We start from the raw sequence: 19,059 nt of genomic DNA, 5'->3' as shown, positions 1-19,059 counted from the left end.
TAATATAGCGCTTTTTTTAGTTACCAAAGATATTACGTTAGTTAAAAAACTATTTAATACCAGCAATAACACCAATACCTCCTTTGTATTATTAATTAAAAATAAATTATTCACAAAAACAGGACTAATCATAACAATCAGGAAACCATTGTTAACATGAGCCCCCACCAGGAAACCAATAAATACACATATATTTCAACAAGATAAATTTTAATTACTTTATCGCGCTCAATTTATATTTAACATCTATCTATATTTCATACAAATAAACACTTCACTAAACAGGGTTATTAGAGATAATAAAAATTTGCTCAACAACCCGCTTTTTTTGATCTCAATCAATTGCAATACCGCATGAAAGCGCAATATATAAATAACCAATCTTTTTAATTTAGCGCCCAACAAAAAGCGTTAAATAATGGTCATCGGCATAACCAGAATCGACGATTAATAATTAAAGTAAGTTTTGCAACTAAAGAAATCGAAAGGTTGGTCGGTGACAAAACCCAATTTTTAACTACTTGCAGATACTCATTATGAAAGAGAAAAAGACAACCATACCGCCTGCCGGTGCAGCCCCCCAGGCTGCTTATAAACGTCTACTGATGATGGCGATGCCCATTATCGTTGCCGTCCTGCTGTTGTTCATCCCGGTGCCCGAGGGCCTGCCCCCTTACGCCTGGCACTACTTTGCCATTTTCGTCGGCGTCATCGTCGGTCTAATCTTTGAACCGCTGCCCGGCGCGGTCATCGGTATTACCGGCGTGGTGGTGATTGCCCTGTGCAGCCAGTGGCTGCTGTTCAGTCCTGAACAGCTCGCCGCACCCGGCTTTAAGCTTGCCGGCGCCTCCTTTAAATGGGCGGTGAGCGGTTTCGGTAACTCCACCGTGTGGCTGATCTTCGGCGCCTTTATGTTTGCCGCAGGCTACGATAAGACCCAGTTTGGCCGCCGTCTGGCGCTCATTCTGGTGAAATATCTTGGCCGCCGTAGCCTGACGCTGGGCTACGCCATCACCTTCGCCGATCTGCTACTGGCGCCGTTCACCCCCTCCAACACCGCGCGCAGCGGGGGGACCATCTACCCGATTATCGCTAACCTGCCGCCGCTTTATGGCTCAAAACCCAATGACCCAAGCGCGCGCCGCATCGGCTCCTACCTGATGTGGGTGGCGATCACCGCCGCCTGTATCACCAGCTCGATGTTTCTCTCAGCTCTGGCGCCGAACCTGCTGGCTCTGGCGCTGGTGAAAAGCATTGTTGGCATCAATATCTCCTGGGGCACCTGGTTTATCGCTTTCCTGCCGCTGGGTATCCTGCTGATTCTGGCAATGCCGCTGCTGGCCTACTGGTTCTATCCGCCAGAAGTCAAAGTCAACGATGAAGTGCCGCTGTGGGCCGCCCGCGAGCTGGAAAAACTTGGCCGCCTGTCGCGCAATGAAATCCTGCTGCTGGTCTTCGTCTGCTTCGCGCTGATGATGTGGATCTTCGCCGCCGAGTGGATTGAACCGGCGCTGGCCGCCCTGCTGGTTATCGTGCTGATGCTATGGACCGGCGTACTCTCATGGAACGATATCACCAGTAATAAAGCGGCATGGAATACCTTCGCCTGGTTTGCGACCCTGGTGGCGCTGGCCGACGGTCTCTCCTCCACCGGCTTTATCGCCTGGCTGGGTAAAGAAGGCGGCGCGCTAATGAGCGGCATCTCTCCGGGCGTGGCTACCGTTATCCTCCTGCTGGCGTTCTATCTGCTGCACTATCTGTTTGCCAGTACCACCGCCCACACCACCGCGCTGCTGCCGGCGATGCTGACTATCGCCTCCACCATCCCGGGTATGAACATGCAGGTCTTCGTGCTGCTGATGGTGACCTCGCTCGGCGTGATGGGGATTATTACCCCCTACGGTACCGGCCCCAGCCCGATTTACTACGGCAGCGGCTATCTGCCGACCAAAGACTACTGGCGTCTTGGTACGATTTTCGGCGCCATCTTCCTGGCTGCCCTGCTGCTGATTGGCTATCCGTGGATGTCCATGATGTTCTGATTCATAACCGTCGGGGCCAACTCCGGCGGTTTTACTCTTAGGGAGCAAAGCAATGTCGACTAAACCTTTTGTCTATCAGGAAGCCTTTCCGTTAGCGCAAGATAAGACTGAATACTATCTGCTGAGCAAGGATCACGTTTCCGTGACCGAGTTCGAAGGCCAGGAGATCCTCAAAATCGATCCTCAGGCCCTCACTCTGCTGGCGCAGCAGGCCTTCCACGATGCGGCATTTATGCTGCGGGTGGATCATCAGAAACAGGTCGCGCAAATCCTTCTCGACCCTGAAGCCAGCGACAACGATAAATACGTGGCGCTGCAGTTTCTGCGCAATTCTGAAATCGCGGCGAAAGGCGTGCTGCCCACCTGCCAGGATACCGGTACGGCGATTATTATGGGCAAGAAAGGCCAGCGCGTATGGACCGGCGGCGGCGATGAGGCGGCCCTCGCCCGCGGCGTCTATAACACCTATACCGAAGACAACCTGCGCTATTCGCAGAACGCCGCGCTGGATATGTATAAAGAGGTCAACACCGGCACCAATCTTCCGGCGCAGATTGATCTCTATAGCGTTGACGGCGACGAATATAAATTCCTCTGTATGGCCAAAGGCGGCGGCTCGGCCAACAAAACCTATCTGTATCAGGAAACCAAGGCGTTAATCACCCCGGCGAAGCTGAAAAACTATCTCGTCGAGAAAATGCGCACGCTCGGCACGGCCGCCTGTCCACCGTACCATATTGCCTTTGTGATTGGCGGCACCTCGGCAGAGGCCACGCTGAAAACCGTTAAGCTGGCCTCAACGAAGTATTACGACGGTCTGCCGACCGAAGGCAACGAGCACGGCCAGGCCTTCCGCGATATTCAGCTGGAAAATGAGCTGCAGCTCGCAGCGCAAAACCTCGGCCTCGGTGCGCAGTTCGGCGGTAAATATTTCGCTCACGATATTCGCGTCATCCGCCTGCCTCGCCACGGCGCGTCGTGCCCGGTAGGCATGGGCGTCTCCTGTTCAGCGGATCGCAATATCAAAGCCAAAATCAACCGCCACGGTATCTGGATTGAGAAACTGGAGAGCAATCCGGGCCAGTATATTCCTGAACACCTGCGCCAGCAGGGTGAAGGCAGGGTCGTCAGCATTAACCTTAATCAGCCGATGAGCGAGATTCTGGCTCAGCTTTCCGCCCACCCGGTTTCAACGCGTCTGACGCTCAACGGTACCATTATTGTGGCCCGCGATATCGCCCACGCGAAGCTGAAAGAGCTTATCGATAACGGTGAGGAACTGCCGCAGTACGTTAAAGATCATCCGATTTACTACGCGGGCCCCGCGAAAACTCCGGAAGGCTATGCGTCAGGCTCCCTTGGCCCGACTACCGCTGGCCGTATGGATTCCTACGTTGATCTGCTGCAATCCCACGGCGCAAGCATGGTCATGCTGGCCAAAGGCAACCGCAGCCAGCAGGTGACCGACGCCTGCCGCAAGCACGGCGGTTTTTACCTCGGCAGCATCGGCGGCCCGGCTGCGGTACTGGCGCAGCAGAGTATTAAGAGCCTGGAGTGCGTGGCCTGGCCGGAACTGGGTATGGAAGCCATCTGGAAAATCGAAGTGGAAAACTTCCCGGCATTTATTCTGGTGGATGACAAAGGCAACGATTTCTTCCAGCAGATCCAGAATAAGCAGTGCGCGGGCTGTTCACAGCAAAGAGGGTGATATTACCCGCCCCTGGCGGCGGGTCACTGTCGAAGGCCGTCGCATGACGGCCTGAGATGAGCGACAAACCTGCCGGGTGGCGGCTAAACAGCATCCATCTCATCAAACACCTGCTGCGCCAGATGCATCGTCGCGTTGGCCGCGGGCAGGCCGCAGTAAAGCGCGGAGTGCATAATTAACTCTTTTAACTCATCGCGGGTAACACCGTTATTAAACGCCGCCCGCAGATGCATTTTCAGCTCAGCCTCGCGATTCAGGGCAATCAGCATGGCGATGGTGATCATACTGCGGGTATGGTGACCGAGCCCCGGTCGGGTCCAGGTCTCTCCCCAGGCGTAGCGGGTAATGAAGTCCTGGAACTCTTCATTCAGCGGCGTCAGCTTTTGCAGCGTCTTATCGACATGCGTATCGCCAAGCACCTTACGACGAACCGTCATTCCCTGCTGATAACGCTGTTTATCGTCCATGCTGTTGTTCCCCCTCAATAAAGCCCAGCAGCGCCGAACTGAACGCCCGCGGCGCTTCGATATTTGATAAATGCGATGCCGCCAGCACCACGACCTCAGAGGCCGCGATCTGCTGATGCAGAAAGTTCGCATCGGCCACTGTAGTGACAGGGTCACTTTCACCGGCAACGATCAGCACCGGAACGGCAATCTGCCCGACCTCAGCGCGCAGATCGGCGGCGGCCAGCGCTTCACAGCAGACCGCATAGCCTTCCGCATCGATATGGGTCAACTGGTGACAGAGCGCTGCCACCACTTCCGGCGTCTTCTGACGAAACGCGTGGGTAAACCAGCGATCCGCCGCGCCTGCGGCCACCACTTCCATACCTTCCTGACGCACCGCGCGGGCGCGCGACAGCCAGCTTGCCTGGTCGCCAATACGCGCGGCGGTGTTGGCGACGACCAGCCCGTAAAAACGTTCCGGAGCAAAGCGTCCCAGCCACAGACCGGTCAGACCGCCCATGGAAATTCCGCAAAACCAGGCTTTGGCAATATTAAGATGATCGAGCAGCGCAACCACATCTTCGCCGAGCTGCGCCAGCGTCACTTTACCATTTTTACGCGTGGCGCCATGACCGTGGGTATCGTAGCGCAGCACGCGAAAATGCTGCGTCAACGCCTCGATCTGCGGCTGCCACATCGCCCGGGTGGTGCCCAGCGAGTTAGAGAGAACGATGACCGGCGCGTCTTGCGGCCCGTCAATCTGATAATCAACATTCAAGACGTTGCTCCTTATATCGCGCCACAACCTGGCGCACGAAGAGTGCTGAGCTGCCGGTCGCCGTTGCCGGGTCCAGCAGTTGGGTTAAGCGGCTGGCGGAAAGATGCTCGCTGACCAGCGGATCGTTTTCCAGCACGCTCAGTAATGAGCGAGACGTATCCAGCGCCTGACGACACAGCGCTTCAACCCGGTGATGGGCCTCGGCTTTACCGATAAATTCCGCCAGCGCCAGGGTAACAGCCTCAGCCATAATCAGGCCGTGGGTCATCTCAAGGTCGGCGCGCATCTTGTGCGCGAAGACCTGCATGTCGCTGACCAGCGCCTCGCTCTGCGTCAGCGCGCCGCCGACGAGGGTGATGAGCTCCGGCAGCGTTTCCCATTCCGCCTGCCAGCCGCCCAACGCCCGCTCATGCTGCTGGATCTGGCCAGCATACAGCGTCGCCACCAGGCCCGGCGTTCGCTGAGCGGCGGTCAAAATAGCGGCGCAGGAGATCGGGTTACGTTTGTGCGGCATGGTTGACGAACCGCCGCGCCCTTCGGCAACCGGTTCACCCACCTCTGCCACTTCGGTTTGCATCAGTAGAGAAAAATCATTCGCGAATTTACCCAGCGTACCGCAGACGCCTGCGTACCATGCCCCGACTTCCAGCAGCCGGTCGCGCTGGCTGTGCCAGGGCGCGTCCGGAAGCTGCAGGTCGAGTGCTTTCGCCAGCGCGGCGGCGATCGGCGGCGCCTGCGTTTTTAGGGAATCCAGGGTGCCCGCTGCGCCGCCAAACTGCAGCGCCAGCACCCTTGCCCGCATCTCTCGCAGACGCACCTGCCAGCGCAGCAGCGCATCCAGCGTCCCGGCAAGCTTCAGGCCGAAAGTGACCGGCAGCGCATGCTGCATCCAGGTACGGCCAGGCATCACCGTATCCTGATGGCGCTCCGCCTGACGGGCTAATGCGTCGAGCAGACGCTGTAACAGAGACTCCGTTTCCGCCAGCGCGCCGCGCAGCTGTAGAATAAAACCGGTATCGATAGCATCCTGGCTGGTGGCCCCCCAGTGTACGTAGCGCGCTACCGCCTCATTCCGCTCTTTGACCCGAGCGGTCAGCTGTTTGACCAGCGGGATCGCCAGATTCCCGGCGCTGGCGGCGGCCTGCCCCAGCGCGGAAAAGTCGATTTTTTCGTGCCGGCAGCTCTCGATGATGGGATTGAGCGCCGTCTGCGGCACGAGGCCGCATTCGACCTCGGCGCGAACCAGAGCGGCCTCAAAGTCCAGCATCCCCTGCACCCGCTGTACATCGCTGAACCAGTCTGTCAGCGGGCTGGTACGCAGCATCGGGGTCAACAAACTCATTATGGCTCCTTAAACGCGTTCAATTATCAGCGCGATCCCCTGACCAACGCCGATACACATAGTGCATAGCGCATAGCGCCCGCCGGTACGACGCAGTTGATACGCTGCGGTCATTGCCAGACGACCGCCGGAGGCGCCCAGCGGATGACCGAGGGCAATCGCGCCGCCGTTAGGATTGACGTGCGCCGCATCGTCGGGCAAACCCAGATCGCGCGTGACCGCCAGCGCCTGAGCGGCAAAGGCTTCATTCAGTTCAATGACGTCCATCTGCCCAAGCGTTAACCCGGTTTGCGCCAGCACTTTACGCACCGCCGGCGCCGGACCAAATCCCATAATCCGCGGCGCAACGCCTGCCGTCGCGACGCCCACTACGCGCGCCAGCGGCTGTAAATCATTGGCGGTCAGCGCCTGCTCGCTGGCTAACAGCAGCGCACTGGCGCCGTCGTTAACTCCGGAGGCGTTGCCTGCCGTCACCGTACCGTCGGCGCGCACCACGCCGCGCAGCCTGGCCAGCGCCTCCGCCGTGGTGCTGCGCGGGTGCTCGTCGCGGCTAAAGAGTAGCGGTTCACCCTTACGCTGCGGCACCGAGACGGCGATCAGCTCGTCGGCAAATCGCCCCGCTTCCTGCGCCGCCGCCGTGCGCAGCTGGCTGCGCAGCGCAAACGCATCCTGATCGGCACGAGAAATGGCGAAATCACCGGCCACGTTTTCCGCCGTTTCCGGCATCGAATCCACGCCGTACAGCGCTTTCATCTGCGGGTTGATAAAGCGCCAGCCGATGGTGGTATCTTCCATCTGCATCGTGCGGCTAAAGGCGCTTTCGGCCTTGCCCATCACAAACGGCGCCCGCGACATGCTCTCCACGCCGCCGGCGACCATCAGCTGAGTTTCGCCGCTTTTAATCGCGCGCGCTGCGATGCCGATCGCATCGAGGCTGGAACCGCACAGGCGATTGACGGTACTGCCCGGCACGCTTTCCGGCAAGCCAGCCAGCAGCAGCGCCATCCGCGCGACGTTGCGGTTGTCTTCACCCGCCTGGTTAGCGCAGCCGTAAATCACATCATCAATGCGCGCCGGATCGAGGCCCGGGTTGCGCTCCAGCAGCGCCTTGAGCGGCAGTGCCGCCAGATCGTCGGCGCGTACGGTGGCAAGAGTACCGCCAAAGCGACCAAACGGCGTACGCACCGCATCACAGATAAATGCCTGATTCATCATAGGTTCCTTACGCGCTTTCCGCCAGTTGTGCAAAAGTCAGCGTCACCGGAGTGATGCGCTGCAGTTCCTCAAAAGAGAGGCCGTTAAAGATTTCCCGTACCACCGGGCCGCTTTCGCTGATATCGATGACCGCCAGATCGGTATAGATGCGGCTTACGCAGCCGACGCCGGTCAGCGGATAGGTGCAATGCTCTACCAGCTTGCATTCACCGTCGCGGGTCAGATGATCCATCATCACGAAGACCTGACGAGCGCCAATGGCCAGATCCATCGCCCCGCCAACGGCAGGTATCGCGTCGGGCGCGCCGGTACTCCAGTTCGCCAGATCGCCGCTGGCGGAGACCTGGTAAGCGCCGAGTACGCAGATATCGAGATGACCGCCGCGCATCATGGCGAAGGAGTCGCCGTGATGGAAATAGCAGCCCCCCTCAAGCAAAGTCACATACTCTTTTCCGGCGTTAATCAGCTCCGGGTCCTCTTCCCCCGGCAGCGGTTTCGGCCCCATCCCCAGCAGGCCATTTTCGCTGTGCAGAAAGATTTCTTTATCAGCGGGAAGATAGTTAGCAATGCGGGTAGGCAAGCCGATCCCCAGATTGACATAAGCGCCTTCAGGTATATCGCGAGCCACGCGCTGGGCCATCTCATCGCGAGTCAGTTTTTGCATAACGGGGTCCTCAGGCGCTTTTAGCGGCAATCAGGTTTTCCAGGGAGAAGACGCGCTGAACAAAAATGCCCGGGGTAATGATGCTCTCCGGGTCAAGGCTACCGAGGGGCACCAGCTGCGAGACTTCCACGATAGTGGTTTTCGCGGCGGTCGCCATAATCGGGCCGAAGTTGCGCGCCGCCTTGCGGTATACGAGGTTTCCCCAGCGATCGCCTTGATGGGCTTTGATCAACGCAAAGTCGGCCTTGATAGGATATTCGAGCACATAGTGACGCCCGTCGATCTCGCGAGTCTCTTTCCCTTCCGCCAGCGGCGTACCGTAGCCGGTTGGAGTGAAAACCGCGCCGAGGCCCGCCCCTGCCGCCTGAATACGCGCCGCGAGGTTCCCCTGCGGAACCAGCTCCAGCTCGACTTTGCCGCGGCGATAGAGGTCATCGAAAATCTGCGAGTCAACCTGCCGAGGGAACGAGCAGATCATTTTGCGCACCCGCCCGGCTTTCAGCAGCGCTGCCAGTCCCACTTCGCCATTGCCCGCATTGTTGTTGATAATGGTTAAATCGCGGGCCCCCTGTTCTATCAAGGCATCTATCAGGTACGTTGGCTGGCCGGCGGGGCCAAAACCGCCAATCATAATCGTCGCCCCGTCGTGGATCCCGGCGATGGCATCACTTAGCGTCGACACGCTTTTATCAATCATCAGGTCGCTCCCGTATGTGCGGTAATCGCACTTTTATTCGTTGTTCGCACAAAATGTGACCCGCTTAACGATGCTGGTCAAGGGCGATAATCGAAATATGGTGCGATAATCGAACATCGTGTATGTTTAGCGAAAGAATGTGATCGACGGCAAATTGGGAGAGGAAAATGGAGAAACATCCAGACGATTTATTGACCGGCGATAGCGAGCCGTTTAAGGGCGATCCCAACTTCATGGCCTCGCTGGCGCGCGGGCTGGAAGTGATCCAGGCGTTCACTCCGCAGCGCCCGCTGCTCTCTATTTCGCAAATCAGTCAAAAAACCGGCATTCCGCGCGCGGCGGTACGTCGCTGTCTGTATACGCTAAGCAAGCTGGGGTTTGTGTACGCCGAAGATGGTAAAAATTTCCAGCTGCGGCCGAAAATTCTGGCGCTGGGCCACGCCTGGCTGGCCTCCACGCCGCTGGCGCGCTCGGCGCAGCCGGTACTCAAGCATTTAAGCGAAATGCTCAATGAATCCTGCTCTATCGCCACCCTCGACGGCGACGATATTCTTTATATCGCCCGCGCCTCCAGCTCGCGAATTATGACCATCGACCTGGACATCGGCAGCCGCCTGCCGGCATGGGCAACGTCAATGGGGCGCGTGCTCCTGAGCTATCAGCCGGAAGAGAAGCTGAACGATATGCTGGGTCGGGTTACGATGATTCGCTATACCCCGCAAACCGTTGATTCGGTCGCCAGGCTGCGCGCTGAGCTCAAACGCGTACGTCAGCAGGGTTATGCGCTCAACGATCAGGAGCTGGAGATGGGGCTGCGCTCGCTGGCGGTACCGTTGTTTAATCCCCAGGGCCAGATTCAGGCGGCGCTGAACGTCGGGGTGCACGCCGGACAGGTTTCCGCCCAGGAGATGCTCGAACGCGTATTACCCGAGCTCCAGAAGGCAGCCCGGGAATTAACGCTGCTGATGCGCTAGCGGCTGCGCTTGGCGTGGCGCTCCCGGTTCTCCAGCTTAGCCTCGGGCGATTTTCGTAGCGCCACGTAGCAGGCGCCGTTGCCGCCGTGGTGCGGTAGCGCCGCGCAGAACGCCTGGACTTCCGGTAGCTCCACCAGCCAGCGCGCCAGGTAGCTACGGATAATATTGGCGTGCGCGTTGTCGTCGCGCCCTTTGCCATGAACGATCAGCAGATTCCGCAGCCCCTCTTTTTGCGCCTGAACCACAAAAGCAAATAACATCTGTCGGCACTTTTCCACCGGCTGACGCAGCAGATTAAGGCTCGCCTGCTGGCCATATTTGCCGCGCCGGAGCGTCTCCAGCACGCCGCTTTGCAGCCCTTCGCGTTTAAACTCCAGCGCGGTGGCCAGCGGCACGATATCGAGATAACCGGTGGTCAAAAAGTTATCCAGCTGCAGGGTGTCAACCCGCTGTACGGCGCGGGTTTTCCGCTCGGGATGCCAGTGAACATCGTTGTTGCGTTTCAGAGGCTGAACGTCCTCCATGGCGCCAAGAAAAAGGGATTTGTCGTCAAGGTTCATGCGCGTTCCTCCAGCTACTACCGGGAGGGTACTATAGCCGCCTCACGACGCCTCCTCAACGCGTTTAGCCATTTATGCTGGCAAATCGTAAGCCCGAGGCGATTAGGGAAACAGTTGACGGCTTTGGCGACGAAACAGGGTGATTAATGATGCCGTCAAAGGCGTTTGCCGCATATCGCGGCGCTGAATCAGATAGTAGGTGGCTTTGGGTAATGCTTCGCAGATGGGGATCATCACCAGCTTATCCGCCATCATCGGGTCGTTCCCTAGTTCTACCGGCAGAATGCTGAGAAAATCGCTTTTCACCACCAGACTGATGCACGAAGAGAAAGTCTCGCAAACGATATCCACCTTCGGTGCCAGTCCGGCCTGGTTAAACATTTCCTGTAACTGTTTGAAATAGCTGCCACGCGGCGTCGGCATCGTCCAGTGATGTTCGAGCAACGCCTTGAGTGAAGTCGCTTTTGCCGCCGGGTGACCGGCGCGGGCGAATACCGCAAAGGGTTTCTCAAATAGCTTCTCAAAACTGAATTCATGATCGTACGGACCGGGATAGTAAGTATTGATAGTGAAGTCCAGCTCACCCTGCCGCAGTTCATTAATCATCGCCAGCAGCTGACCTTCCATAATCCGCACCTTCACCAGCGGATGCTGCTGATGAAAACGGCAAATGACCGAAGGCATCAGCGATCGCGCTACGCTGGCGCCAAGGCCGATATTAATCTGCCCGGCCTTTTCTCCCTGGCGCTGCAGCAACTCATCCTGCGCCGCCCGTAGCTCTTCCAGAATCAGGCTCGCATGTTGATAAAAGCTTTCGCCGTTTTCAGTCAGCGCCACCCCCTGGCTACGGCGCACAAACAGCTGTGCGGAGAGCCCTTCTTCCAGCTCTTTAATCGCTTTAGTTAACGCCGGCTGCGAAATCGCCAACGCCCGACTGGCGCCGCGAATACTGCCTTCACGCGCGACCTCAACAAAGGCGCGAATCTGATGAAATTTAATCTGAAATGACATATCGCAAGTGATAACCAATGTTTATCAGACAGAAGAAAATGACATCTACTGTAATCGATCATGCTGTGGCAGGTTAAGGGTGAGTATGCATGAAAGGGCATAGCGATAAGCAAACGCTATCACTTCGTGAACACTATCACAGTTTTTGATTATGACAGGAAAGGTTATGCCGCAACTTAATGAATTCATCCGCCAGCTGGCGCCAAAAATGATCGAATGGCGTCGCGATTTTCACCTGCATGCGGAATCCGGCTGGCTGGAGTTCCGCACCGCCAGCAAGGTGGCGGAGATATTAGACGCTCTGGGTTATCAGCTGGCGCTGGGGCGCGACGTTATCGATGCCGATAGCCGTATGGGTCTGCCTGATGAAGAGACGCTGGCGCAGGCGTTCCAGCGCGCTCGCGCCCAGGGTGCGCCGGAGCGCTGGCTACCTGCGTTTGAAGGCGGCTTCGCCGGGGTGGTAGCGACGCTCGACACCGGGCGGCCCGGGCCGACTTTGGCGTTTCGCGTCGATATGGATGCGCTCGATCTCAACGAGCAGCACGACGATAATCATCGTCCGCATCGCGATCGTTTTGCCTCCTGCAACGAAGGCATGATGCATGCCTGCGGCCACGACGGTCATACCGCAATCGGCCTGGGGCTGGCGCACGTGCTAAAGGAATATGCCGCGCAGCTCAACGGGACGATTAAGCTGATTTTCCAGCCGGCAGAAGAAGGTACCCGCGGCGCTCGCGCCATGGTGGCGGCGGGCGTACTTGATGACGTGGACTACTTCACCGCCATTCATATCGGTACCGGCGTCCCTGCCGGCACCGTCGTTTGCGGCGGCGATAACTTTATGGCCACCACCAAATTCGATGTGCAGTTCAGCGGCGTCGCCGCCCACGCTGGCGGTAAACCTGAAGATGGACGTAATGCGCTGCTGGCTGCGGCTCAAGCCGCCCTTGCCCTGCATGCCATCGCGCCACATAGCGCCGGGGCATCAAGGGTTAACGTCGGCGTCATGCAGGCCGGTACCGGGCGTAACGTAGTTCCCTCCTCCGCGCTATTAAAAGTCGAAACCCGGGGCGAAACCGACGCTATTAACCAGTACGTATTTGGGCGGGCTAAGCAGGCTATCGCCGGCGCGGCGACGATGTATGCAGCCAGCTACCAGCTGCACCTGATGGGCGCGGCCACCTCCAGCGCCCCGTCGCCGGCGTGGGTGGACTATCTGCGTCAACAGACAGCGCAGGTCCCCGGCGTTAAACAGGCCGTCGATCGTATCGCTGCCCCGGCGGGTTCCGAAGATGCCACCCTGATGATGGCCCGGGTCCAGGAGCGCGGCGGTCTCGCCTCATACATGATATTCGGCACGGAACTGAGCGCTGGCCACCACAACGAAAAATTCGATTTCGACGAAAGCGTGATGACCCAGGCCGTCGCCACGTTAGCGCGCATCGCCCTGAACTTTCCCTGGCAGCGAGGTGTGTAATGGAACAGGTTTATCAATTTGTCGATGACATTATTGAGGGGCGGCGCAACGATTTTTGCGCCATTGCCGATGATATCTGGGATCATCCGGAAACCCGCTTTCAGGAGTTCTGGTCCGCCGCGCGTTTGGCCGATGCGCTGGAAGCGGAAGGTTTTCAATTGACCCGCAATGCGGGCGGGATCCCCAACGCCTTTATCGCCAGCTTTGGTGAAGGCCAACCGGTAATTGCCCTGCTCGGCGAATTTGACGCCCTGGCGGGGCTCAGCCAGCAGGCTTACTGCGCAGCGCCCGCATCTCCAACGCCGGGGGAAAACGGCCACGGGTGCGGGCATAACCTGCTTGGTACGGCGGCTTTCGCCGCGGCGGTCGCCGCCAGGAACTGGCTGCTGCAACAAGGCGGCGTCGGCACGCTTCGTTTCTACGGATGTCCCGGCGAGGAAGGCGGTTCCGGGAAGACCTTTATGGTCCGCGAGGGGTTATTCGATGACATCGACGCAGCCCTGACCTGGCACCCGGAAGCCTGGGCCGGGATGTTCAGCACCAGTACCCTTGCCAACATTCAGGCGGCATGGCGATTTACCGGCACCGCGGCGCACGCGGCAAACTCTCCGCATCTTGGCCGCAGCGCGCTGGATGCCGTGACGCTGATGACCACCGGCAGCAACTTCCTTAACGAACATATTATCGAAAAGGCGCGGGTGCACTACGCCATCACCGATACCGGCGGCGTCTCTCCTAACGTTGTTCAGGCGCAGGCGGAAGTGCTGTATCTCATTCGCGCCCCGGAAATGGCCGACGCACAGCAAATCTTCGCCCGGATCGAAAAAATCGCCCAGGGCGCCGCGCTGATGACCGAGACCAGCGTCAGCTGTCGCTTCGAAAAAGCCTGTTCCAGCTATCTCCCCAACCGCACCCTGGAAGCGGCGATGTATCAGGCGGTATGCCATTACGGCACGCCGCACTGGAGCGAGGAAGAGCGCGCTTTCGCCGCCGAAATTCGCGCGACCTTAAGCGCTAACGATATTCATAACAGCCTGAAAAACATTGCCGATACCAGCGGAGACGAGGGGAAAGCATTCGCCCGCCGCCACCGCGAGACGATCCTTATCGATGAAGTGGCGCCGTGGGCGGCTACCGATAACATCCTTGCGGGCTCTACCGACGTCGGCGACGTAAGCTGGAAAGCTCCCGTAGCCCAATGCTTCAGCCCCTGCTTTGCCGTCGGGACGCCGCTGCATACCTGGCAACTGGTGAGCCAGGGCAGAACCTCCATCGCTCACAAAGGAATGCTTCTGGCGGGGAAAATACTGGCTGCAACGGCCATTCGTTTGTTCAGCGACAAGTCGCTACTGACTACCAGTCAGCAGGAACTGGCACAGGTTTTAGCCGAAAGGCCTTACCGGTGTCCGATCCCGCAGGACGTTAAGCCTTCGATTTTAAAATAATAAAAGACCTCCGGATGGAGTACAGCAACGCGTTAAGCGCAAAAAAACAACTGCTGACACGCCCTGAGGTTAAGAGACAAACAACACAACAACGACAACTGAGGAACGCCCATGAGTATGTCATCCATACCGTCGCCTTCCCCCACCGGTAAGCTCTATGGCTGGGTTGAAAAAATTGGTAATAAGGTCCCGCATCCGTTTTTACTGTTTATCTATCTGATCGTGGTATTAATGGCCGCTACCGCCATCCTGTCGGCGCTGAACGTCGGCGTCCAGAACCCCACCGACGGCTCGCGAGTGGTGGTGAAAAATCTGCTCAGCATTGAAGGATTACATTGGTTTTTGCCGAACGTGATTAAAAACTTCAGCGGTTTCGCGCCGCTGGGAGCCATTCTGGCTTTGGTACTGGGGGCTGGATTTGCTGAACGAGTGGGCCTGCTGCCTTCGCTGATGGCAAAAATGTCATCACACGTTAGCGCCCGTTACGCCAGCTATATGGTGCTGTTTATCGCCTTCTTTAGCCATATCTCTTCCGATGCCGCGCTGGTGATTATGCCGCCGTTAGGCGCCCTGATGTTCCTCGCCGTCGGCCGCCACCCGGTTGCCGGGCTGCTGGCGGCAATCGCCGGGGTCGGCTGCGGCTTCACGGCCAACCTGCTCATCGTCACCACCGATGTCCTGCTCTCAGGAATCAGTACCGAAGCGGCCAAAACCCTTGACGCCTCGCTGCACGTCAGCGTGATCGATAACTGGTACTTTATGGCAACTTCGGTGATCGTTCTCACTCTGGTCGGTGGATTGATTACCGATAAGCTGGTCGAGCCGCGCTTAGGTCAATGGCAAGGCAAAAGCGATGAAACGCTGCAATCGTTAACGCCAGAACAGCGCTTCGGCCTGCGCGTGGCCGGTATTGCCGCGCTGTTATTCATGGCGGTTATCGCGCTGATGGTCGTGCCGGAAAACGGTATTTTGCGTGACCCCGTTAAGCATACCGTGATGCCTTCGCCATTTATAAAAGGGATCGTCCCGCTCATCATCTTTTTCTTCTTCGTCGTCTCACTGGCTTACGGCATTGCCACCGGCAAAATTCGCCGCCAGGCCGATCTGCCTCCGCTGATGATTGAACCCATGAAAGAGATGGCAGGTTTTATCGTGATGGTCTTCCCGTTGGCCCAGTTCGTCGCCATGTTTAACTGGAGCAATATGGGAAAATTTATGGCCGTCGGTTTAACGGACCTGCTGGAGAGCGCGGGAATGAGCGGCGTGCCGGCGTTCGTCGGCCTGGCGCTGCTATCCGCCTTTTTGTGTATGTTCATCGCCAGCGGTTCGGCAATCTGGTCGATTCTGGCGCCGATCTTCGTGCCGATGTTTATGCTGCTGGGCTTTCACCCGGCATTCGCGCAGATTCTGTTTCGTATTGCCGACTCATCGGTGCTGCCGCTGGCGCCGGTATCGCCGTTTGTGCCGCTATTTCTCGGCTTCTTACAGCGCTACCGGCCCGAGGCTAAACTGGGGACCTACTACTCGCTGGTCTTGCCTTATCCACTCATTTTCCTTGTCGTCTGGCTACTGTTGCTGGTGGTCTGGTATCTCGCGGGACTCCCTATCGGACCGGGTATTTATCCGCGGTTGCCTTAACGTCGCCAAAGGCCAGGGAAGGCCGCCAAACGTTAGCGCCAGGTCGTGCGGTTACGGATAACTTTATACAGGCCCTCAATCGCCAAAGAGATCAGATGAATTGCTAAGCCGCTGATAATCACTACTACAACGCCAGTCATCATATATTGCATATCACCACCTTTGTTGAAAAAACAGCGAAGAAACGCCAGGAAATATGGCCTCAAAAAATGCCAGTCAATTCATAAAGAGTACCGGCGCCTGCCGGTAAATAGCCCTCTCTGTACAGGAAAATTCGCCGCCGGATAACATCGCATTGCCCGCGCGCCAGTTAGTGAATGCCGCAATAAACATCGCTTTACTCACATCATAATTAATAGTCCATGTTGACCCTCTCTGTTGACCTTTTCGGGGTATAGTTTGCCAACCTCGCCTCATGCTATGGTGATGTCCTGTCAAACTAACCTCGATGAAGGATTACCGATGCTGACGCTGCTACAAGATAAAATTGACACCCCGCTGGGGCCGCTCTGGGTGATTTGCGATGAGCAGTTCAACCTGCGGGCCGTTGAGTGGGATCAGCATCGCGATCGCATGGAGCAACTGCTGGATGTTCATTATCGGCATGAAGGTTACCAACGCGTTGATTCCCGCAATCCCGGTAACCTGAGCAGTAAGCTCAGTGATTATTTCGCGGGCGATCTCGCCATTATTGATACGCTTCCTACCGCCACCGCAGGCACCCCTTTTCAACGGGAAGTCTGGAAAACGCTGCGCACTATCCCCTGCGGTCAGGTCATGCATTACGGTCAACTGGCGGAGGCGCTGGGTCGACCGGGCGCAGCGCGCGCCGTGGGCGCTGCTAATGGTTCAAATCCGGTCAGCATAGTGGTGCCCTGCCATCGGGTGATCGGACGCAACGGAACCATGACCGGCTATGCCGGCGGCGTGCAGCGAAAAGAGTGGTTATTGCGCCATGAGGGGTATCTGCTTCTTTGACCGTAAGTGCCTTTTTGGAAGTTTCCGGTAACTTTACAATCCAAATTAGCCAGATAACCTATTAATAATCAAATGGATAACTAACAAAATGGATTTACCCTCTTAATATTACGTGTTTCAGAGGTTCGAGGCTTACCTGCTCACCAAAAAGATGTTAAAATTGACCAATATCAATTAAAGCCTGAGCAGACTTATGATCCCGGAAAAGCGAATTATACGACGCATTCAGTCTGGCGGTTGTGCAATCCATTGCCAGGATTGCAGCATTAGCCAGCTTTGCATCCCTTTTACTCTGAACGAGCATGAGCTTGATCAGCTTGATAACATTATCGAGCGGAAAAAGCCTATCCAGAAAGGACAGACCTTGTTCAAAGCCGGTGATGAGCTGAAATCGCTGTATGCAATTCGTTCTGGCACCATTAAAAGCTACACCATTACCGAACAGGGTGATGAGCAGATTACCGGTTTTCATCTGGCGGGCGATCTGGTCGGCTTTGACGCTATCGGCACCGGCCACCACCCGAGCTTTGCTCAGGCGCTGGAAACCTCAATGGTCTGCGAAATTCCGTTCGAAACGCTCGACGACCTTTCCGGCAAGATGCCGAATCTGCGTCAGCAGATGATGCGTCTGATGAGCGGTGAGATCAAAGGCGATCAGGATATGATCCTGCTGCTTTCCAAAAAGAACGCAGAAGAGCGCCTGGCGGCCTTCATCTACAACCTGTCCCGCCGTTTTGCACAGCGTGGTTTCTCCCCGCGAGAGTTCCGCCTCACCATGACGCGCGGCGATATCGGCAACTATCTGGGCCTGACGGTTGAAACCATCAGCCGCCTGCTGGGTCGTTTCCAGAAAAGCGGTATGCTGGCGGTTAAAGGAAAATACATCACCATCGAAAACAGCGACCTGCTGGCGCAGCTTGCTGGCCAGGCCCGCAACGTCGCCTGACAGTTCCTTCCTATCCGGCCAGATCGCGAATTTTTTTCTCATTTGTTGATCTGGCCAGGCTTATCCCCTGTTTCATTTCATCCATATAGGTTATCTTTTTAATTACAGACTGTAGTTACAGTTGTAAGGAGACCCTGTATGGCGAAGTATCAGAACATGCTGGTAGTAATCGACCCCAATCAGGACGACCAGCCTGCATTGCGGCGTGCGGTGTATCTGCACCAACGGATTGGTGGACGCATCAAAGCCTTTTTGCCGATCTATGATTTTTCCTATGAAATGACCACCCTGCTCTCCCCGGACGAGCGTACCGCTATGCGCCAGGGCGTAATCGGGCAGCGTACCGCCTGGATTCGCGAGCAGGCCAAATTTTATATTGAGTCCGGCGTACCCATTGACATCAAAGTGGTGTGGCATAACCGCCCCTTCGAAGCCATTATTCAGGAAATCATAAGCGAGAAGCATGATTTGGTTCTGAAGATGGCGCACCAGCACGACAAGCTGGAAGCGGTGATTTTCACGCCTACGGACTGGCATCTGCTGCGCAAATGTCCGTGCCCGGTCTGGATGGTTAAAGATCAGCCGTGGCCGGAAGGCGGCAAAGCGCTGGTGGCGGTTAATCTCGCCAGTGAAGAGAACTACCACAACGCGCTCAATGAAAAGCTGGTAAGAGAAACCATTGAGCTGGCGGAACAGGTTAACCATACTGAGGTCCATCTGGTGGGCGCCTATCCGGTTACGCCTATCAATATTGCCATTGAGCTACCGGATTTTGACCCCAGCGTCTACAACGACGCCATTCGCGGCCAGCACCTGCTGGCCATGAAAGCGCTGCGGCAGAAATTCGGCATCGATGAAAACCGTACTCATGTTGAAAAAGGGTTACCTGAAGAGGTCATTCCAGACCTGTCGGAGCATCTCCAGGCGGGGATCGTGGTGCTAGGTACGATTGGTCGTACAGGGCTTTCAGCGGCCTTCCTCGGCAATACCGCTGAACAGGTTATCGACCACCTGCGCTGCGATCTGCTGGCGCTGAAACCGGATCAGTATCAGACGCCGGTTGAGCTTGATGACGAAGAAGACGATTAACCAGCGCCGTTTATCGCTGTCATAACAATCATCCCCTGCCCGCGCG

Annotated in this window: 17 protein-coding genes; 9 read left to right on the top strand and 8 right to left on the bottom strand. The window is 56.9% G+C overall.

What is annotated here, in order from left to right; translation table 11 throughout:
- The first annotated feature begins 536 nt into the window (after positions 1 to 536).
- Both ABLV12_RS07780 and fumA read left to right on the top strand, forming a co-directional pair.
- Complete coding sequence (locus ABLV12_RS07780; RefSeq protein WP_004102542.1) at positions 537 to 2,042, top strand: anion permease; 1,506 nt, start codon at positions 537 to 539, stop codon at positions 2,040 to 2,042.
- A 52-nt stretch (positions 2,043 to 2,094) separates the two neighbouring features.
- On the top strand, positions 2,095 to 3,750 hold the full coding sequence (gene fumA, locus ABLV12_RS07775; protein WP_047719788.1) for a class I fumarate hydratase FumA: 1,656 nt from the start codon (positions 2,095 to 2,097) through the stop codon (positions 3,748 to 3,750).
- 83 nt (positions 3,751 to 3,833) lie between these two features.
- Here fumA and pcaC read toward each other — a convergent pair whose 3' ends face one another.
- From pcaC to ABLV12_RS07745, 6 genes are read right to left on the bottom strand one after another with little or no spacing between them, the layout of a single operon-like run.
- Positions 3,834 to 4,217 (bottom strand): 4-carboxymuconolactone decarboxylase, encoded by a 384-nt coding sequence (gene pcaC, locus ABLV12_RS07770; RefSeq protein WP_064395771.1) that lies wholly within the window; start codon positions 4,215 to 4,217, stop codon positions 3,834 to 3,836.
- Entirely contained in the window at positions 4,207 to 4,977 is a 771-nt protein-coding gene (gene pcaD, locus ABLV12_RS07765; RefSeq protein WP_004113383.1) for a 3-oxoadipate enol-lactonase, read from the bottom strand. Before pcaD ends, pcaC begins: the two co-directional genes overlap by 11 nt.
- Positions 4,967 to 6,319: a 3-carboxy-cis,cis-muconate cycloisomerase gene (locus ABLV12_RS07760; RefSeq protein ID WP_348866959.1), complete on the bottom strand. Its 1,353-nt coding sequence runs from the start codon at positions 6,317 to 6,319 to the stop codon at positions 4,967 to 4,969. The genes pcaD and ABLV12_RS07760 overlap by 11 nt, the downstream gene beginning before the upstream one ends.
- A 9-nt stretch (positions 6,320 to 6,328) precedes the next feature.
- Positions 6,329 to 7,531 (bottom strand): 3-oxoadipyl-CoA thiolase, encoded by a 1,203-nt coding sequence (gene pcaF, locus ABLV12_RS07755; protein ID WP_064395769.1) that lies wholly within the window; start codon positions 7,529 to 7,531, stop codon positions 6,329 to 6,331.
- Between the two features lie 10 nt (positions 7,532 to 7,541).
- Positions 7,542 to 8,198, bottom strand: coding sequence for a 3-oxoacid CoA-transferase subunit B (locus tag ABLV12_RS07750; protein ID WP_004102554.1), 657 nt, complete (start codon positions 8,196 to 8,198; stop codon positions 7,542 to 7,544).
- A 10-nt stretch (positions 8,199 to 8,208) separates the two neighbouring features.
- Positions 8,209 to 8,895, bottom strand: coding sequence for a 3-oxoacid CoA-transferase subunit A (locus ABLV12_RS07745; RefSeq protein WP_004102556.1), 687 nt, complete (start codon positions 8,893 to 8,895; stop codon positions 8,209 to 8,211).
- A 167-nt stretch (positions 8,896 to 9,062) separates the two neighbouring features.
- Between ABLV12_RS07745 and ABLV12_RS07740 the strand changes: the two genes are divergently transcribed.
- Positions 9,063 to 9,869 carry an IclR family transcriptional regulator C-terminal domain-containing protein gene (locus ABLV12_RS07740; RefSeq protein WP_004102558.1) on the top strand — a complete coding sequence of 269 codons (807 nt, stop codon included), beginning with the start codon at positions 9,063 to 9,065 and terminating at the stop codon, positions 9,867 to 9,869.
- On the opposite strand, the gene smrA is transcribed toward ABLV12_RS07740, so the two are convergent.
- Positions 9,866 to 10,429, bottom strand: coding sequence for a DNA endonuclease SmrA (gene smrA / locus ABLV12_RS07735; protein ID WP_348866958.1), 564 nt, complete (start codon positions 10,427 to 10,429; stop codon positions 9,866 to 9,868). The two genes, ABLV12_RS07740 and smrA, sit on opposite strands and share 4 nt — an antisense overlap.
- 102 nt (positions 10,430 to 10,531) lie before the next feature.
- Positions 10,532 to 11,440, bottom strand: coding sequence for a LysR family transcriptional regulator (locus ABLV12_RS07730; RefSeq protein ID WP_004102561.1), 909 nt, complete (start codon positions 11,438 to 11,440; stop codon positions 10,532 to 10,534).
- A 166-nt stretch (positions 11,441 to 11,606) separates the two neighbouring features.
- On the opposite strand from ABLV12_RS07730, the gene ABLV12_RS07725 reads away from it, so the two are divergent.
- The 6 genes from ABLV12_RS07725 (at position 11,607) to uspE (ending at position 19,013) form a co-directional block, all read left to right on the top strand.
- On the top strand, positions 11,607 to 12,917 hold the full coding sequence (locus ABLV12_RS07725) for a M20 family metallo-hydrolase (RefSeq protein ID WP_348866957.1): 1,311 nt from the start codon (positions 11,607 to 11,609) through the stop codon (positions 12,915 to 12,917).
- A complete protein-coding gene (locus tag ABLV12_RS07720; RefSeq protein ID WP_325906018.1) occupies positions 12,917 to 14,362 on the top strand; it encodes a M20 family metallopeptidase in 1,446 nt (481 codons plus the stop codon). Before ABLV12_RS07725 ends, ABLV12_RS07720 begins: the two co-directional genes overlap by 1 nt.
- 111 nt (positions 14,363 to 14,473) lie before the next feature.
- On the top strand, positions 14,474 to 16,000 hold the full coding sequence (gene abgT, locus ABLV12_RS07715) for a p-aminobenzoyl-glutamate transporter (protein WP_004102572.1): 1,527 nt from the start codon (positions 14,474 to 14,476) through the stop codon (positions 15,998 to 16,000).
- A gap of 462 nt (positions 16,001 to 16,462) precedes the next feature.
- Positions 16,463 to 16,978: a methylated-DNA--[protein]-cysteine S-methyltransferase gene (gene ogt, locus ABLV12_RS07710; RefSeq protein ID WP_004113396.1), complete on the top strand. Its 516-nt coding sequence runs from the start codon at positions 16,463 to 16,465 to the stop codon at positions 16,976 to 16,978.
- Positions 16,979 to 17,171: 193 nt separating this feature from the next.
- Entirely contained in the window at positions 17,172 to 17,924 is a 753-nt protein-coding gene (fnr, locus tag ABLV12_RS07705) for a fumarate/nitrate reduction transcriptional regulator Fnr (RefSeq protein ID WP_004102577.1), read from the top strand.
- Positions 17,925 to 18,062: 138 nt separating this feature from the next.
- A complete protein-coding gene (gene uspE / locus ABLV12_RS07700) occupies positions 18,063 to 19,013 on the top strand; it encodes a universal stress protein UspE (protein ID WP_004102579.1) in 951 nt (316 codons plus the stop codon).
- Positions 19,014 to 19,059: the final 46 nt, after the last annotated feature.

This window comes from Klebsiella sp. CN_Kp100 (genome assembly GCF_040065315.1).
Lineage (GTDB): Bacteria > Pseudomonadota > Gammaproteobacteria > Enterobacterales > Enterobacteriaceae > Klebsiella > Klebsiella oxytoca.
Note: the sequence above shows the minus strand (reverse complement) of the source record. Positions and strands in the feature narration are given on the sequence as shown.

Excerpts from the sequence above, each read along its gene's own strand:
- ABLV12_RS07780 (WP_004102542.1), top strand. The coding sequence starts at position 537 with ATGAAAGAGAAAAAGACAACCATACCGCCTGCCGGTGCAGCCCCCCAG.
- fumA (WP_047719788.1), top strand. The coding sequence starts at position 2,095 with ATGTCGACTAAACCTTTTGTCTATCAGGAAGCCTTTCCGTTAGCGCAA.
- pcaC (WP_064395771.1), bottom strand. The coding sequence starts at position 4,217 with ATGGACGATAAACAGCGTTATCAGCAGGGAATGACGGTTCGTCGTAAG.
- ABLV12_RS07760 (WP_348866959.1), bottom strand. The coding sequence starts at position 6,319 with ATGAGTTTGTTGACCCCGATGCTGCGTACCAGCCCGCTGACAGACTGG.
- pcaF (WP_064395769.1), bottom strand. The coding sequence starts at position 7,531 with ATGAATCAGGCATTTATCTGTGATGCGGTGCGTACGCCGTTTGGTCGC.
- ABLV12_RS07750 (WP_004102554.1), bottom strand. The coding sequence starts at position 8,198 with ATGCAAAAACTGACTCGCGATGAGATGGCCCAGCGCGTGGCTCGCGAT.
- ABLV12_RS07745 (WP_004102556.1), bottom strand. The coding sequence starts at position 8,895 with ATGATTGATAAAAGCGTGTCGACGCTAAGTGATGCCATCGCCGGGATC.
- ABLV12_RS07740 (WP_004102558.1), top strand. The coding sequence starts at position 9,063 with ATGGAGAAACATCCAGACGATTTATTGACCGGCGATAGCGAGCCGTTT.
- smrA (WP_348866958.1), bottom strand. The coding sequence starts at position 10,429 with ATGAACCTTGACGACAAATCCCTTTTTCTTGGCGCCATGGAGGACGTT.
- ABLV12_RS07730 (WP_004102561.1), bottom strand. The coding sequence starts at position 11,440 with ATGTCATTTCAGATTAAATTTCATCAGATTCGCGCCTTTGTTGAGGTC.
- ABLV12_RS07725 (WP_348866957.1), top strand. The coding sequence starts at position 11,607 with ATGCCGCAACTTAATGAATTCATCCGCCAGCTGGCGCCAAAAATGATC.
- ABLV12_RS07720 (WP_325906018.1), top strand. The coding sequence starts at position 12,917 with ATGGAACAGGTTTATCAATTTGTCGATGACATTATTGAGGGGCGGCGC.
- abgT (WP_004102572.1), top strand. The coding sequence starts at position 14,474 with ATGAGTATGTCATCCATACCGTCGCCTTCCCCCACCGGTAAGCTCTAT.
- ogt (WP_004113396.1), top strand. The coding sequence starts at position 16,463 with ATGCTGACGCTGCTACAAGATAAAATTGACACCCCGCTGGGGCCGCTC.
- fnr (WP_004102577.1), top strand. The coding sequence starts at position 17,172 with ATGATCCCGGAAAAGCGAATTATACGACGCATTCAGTCTGGCGGTTGT.
- uspE (WP_004102579.1), top strand. The coding sequence starts at position 18,063 with ATGGCGAAGTATCAGAACATGCTGGTAGTAATCGACCCCAATCAGGAC.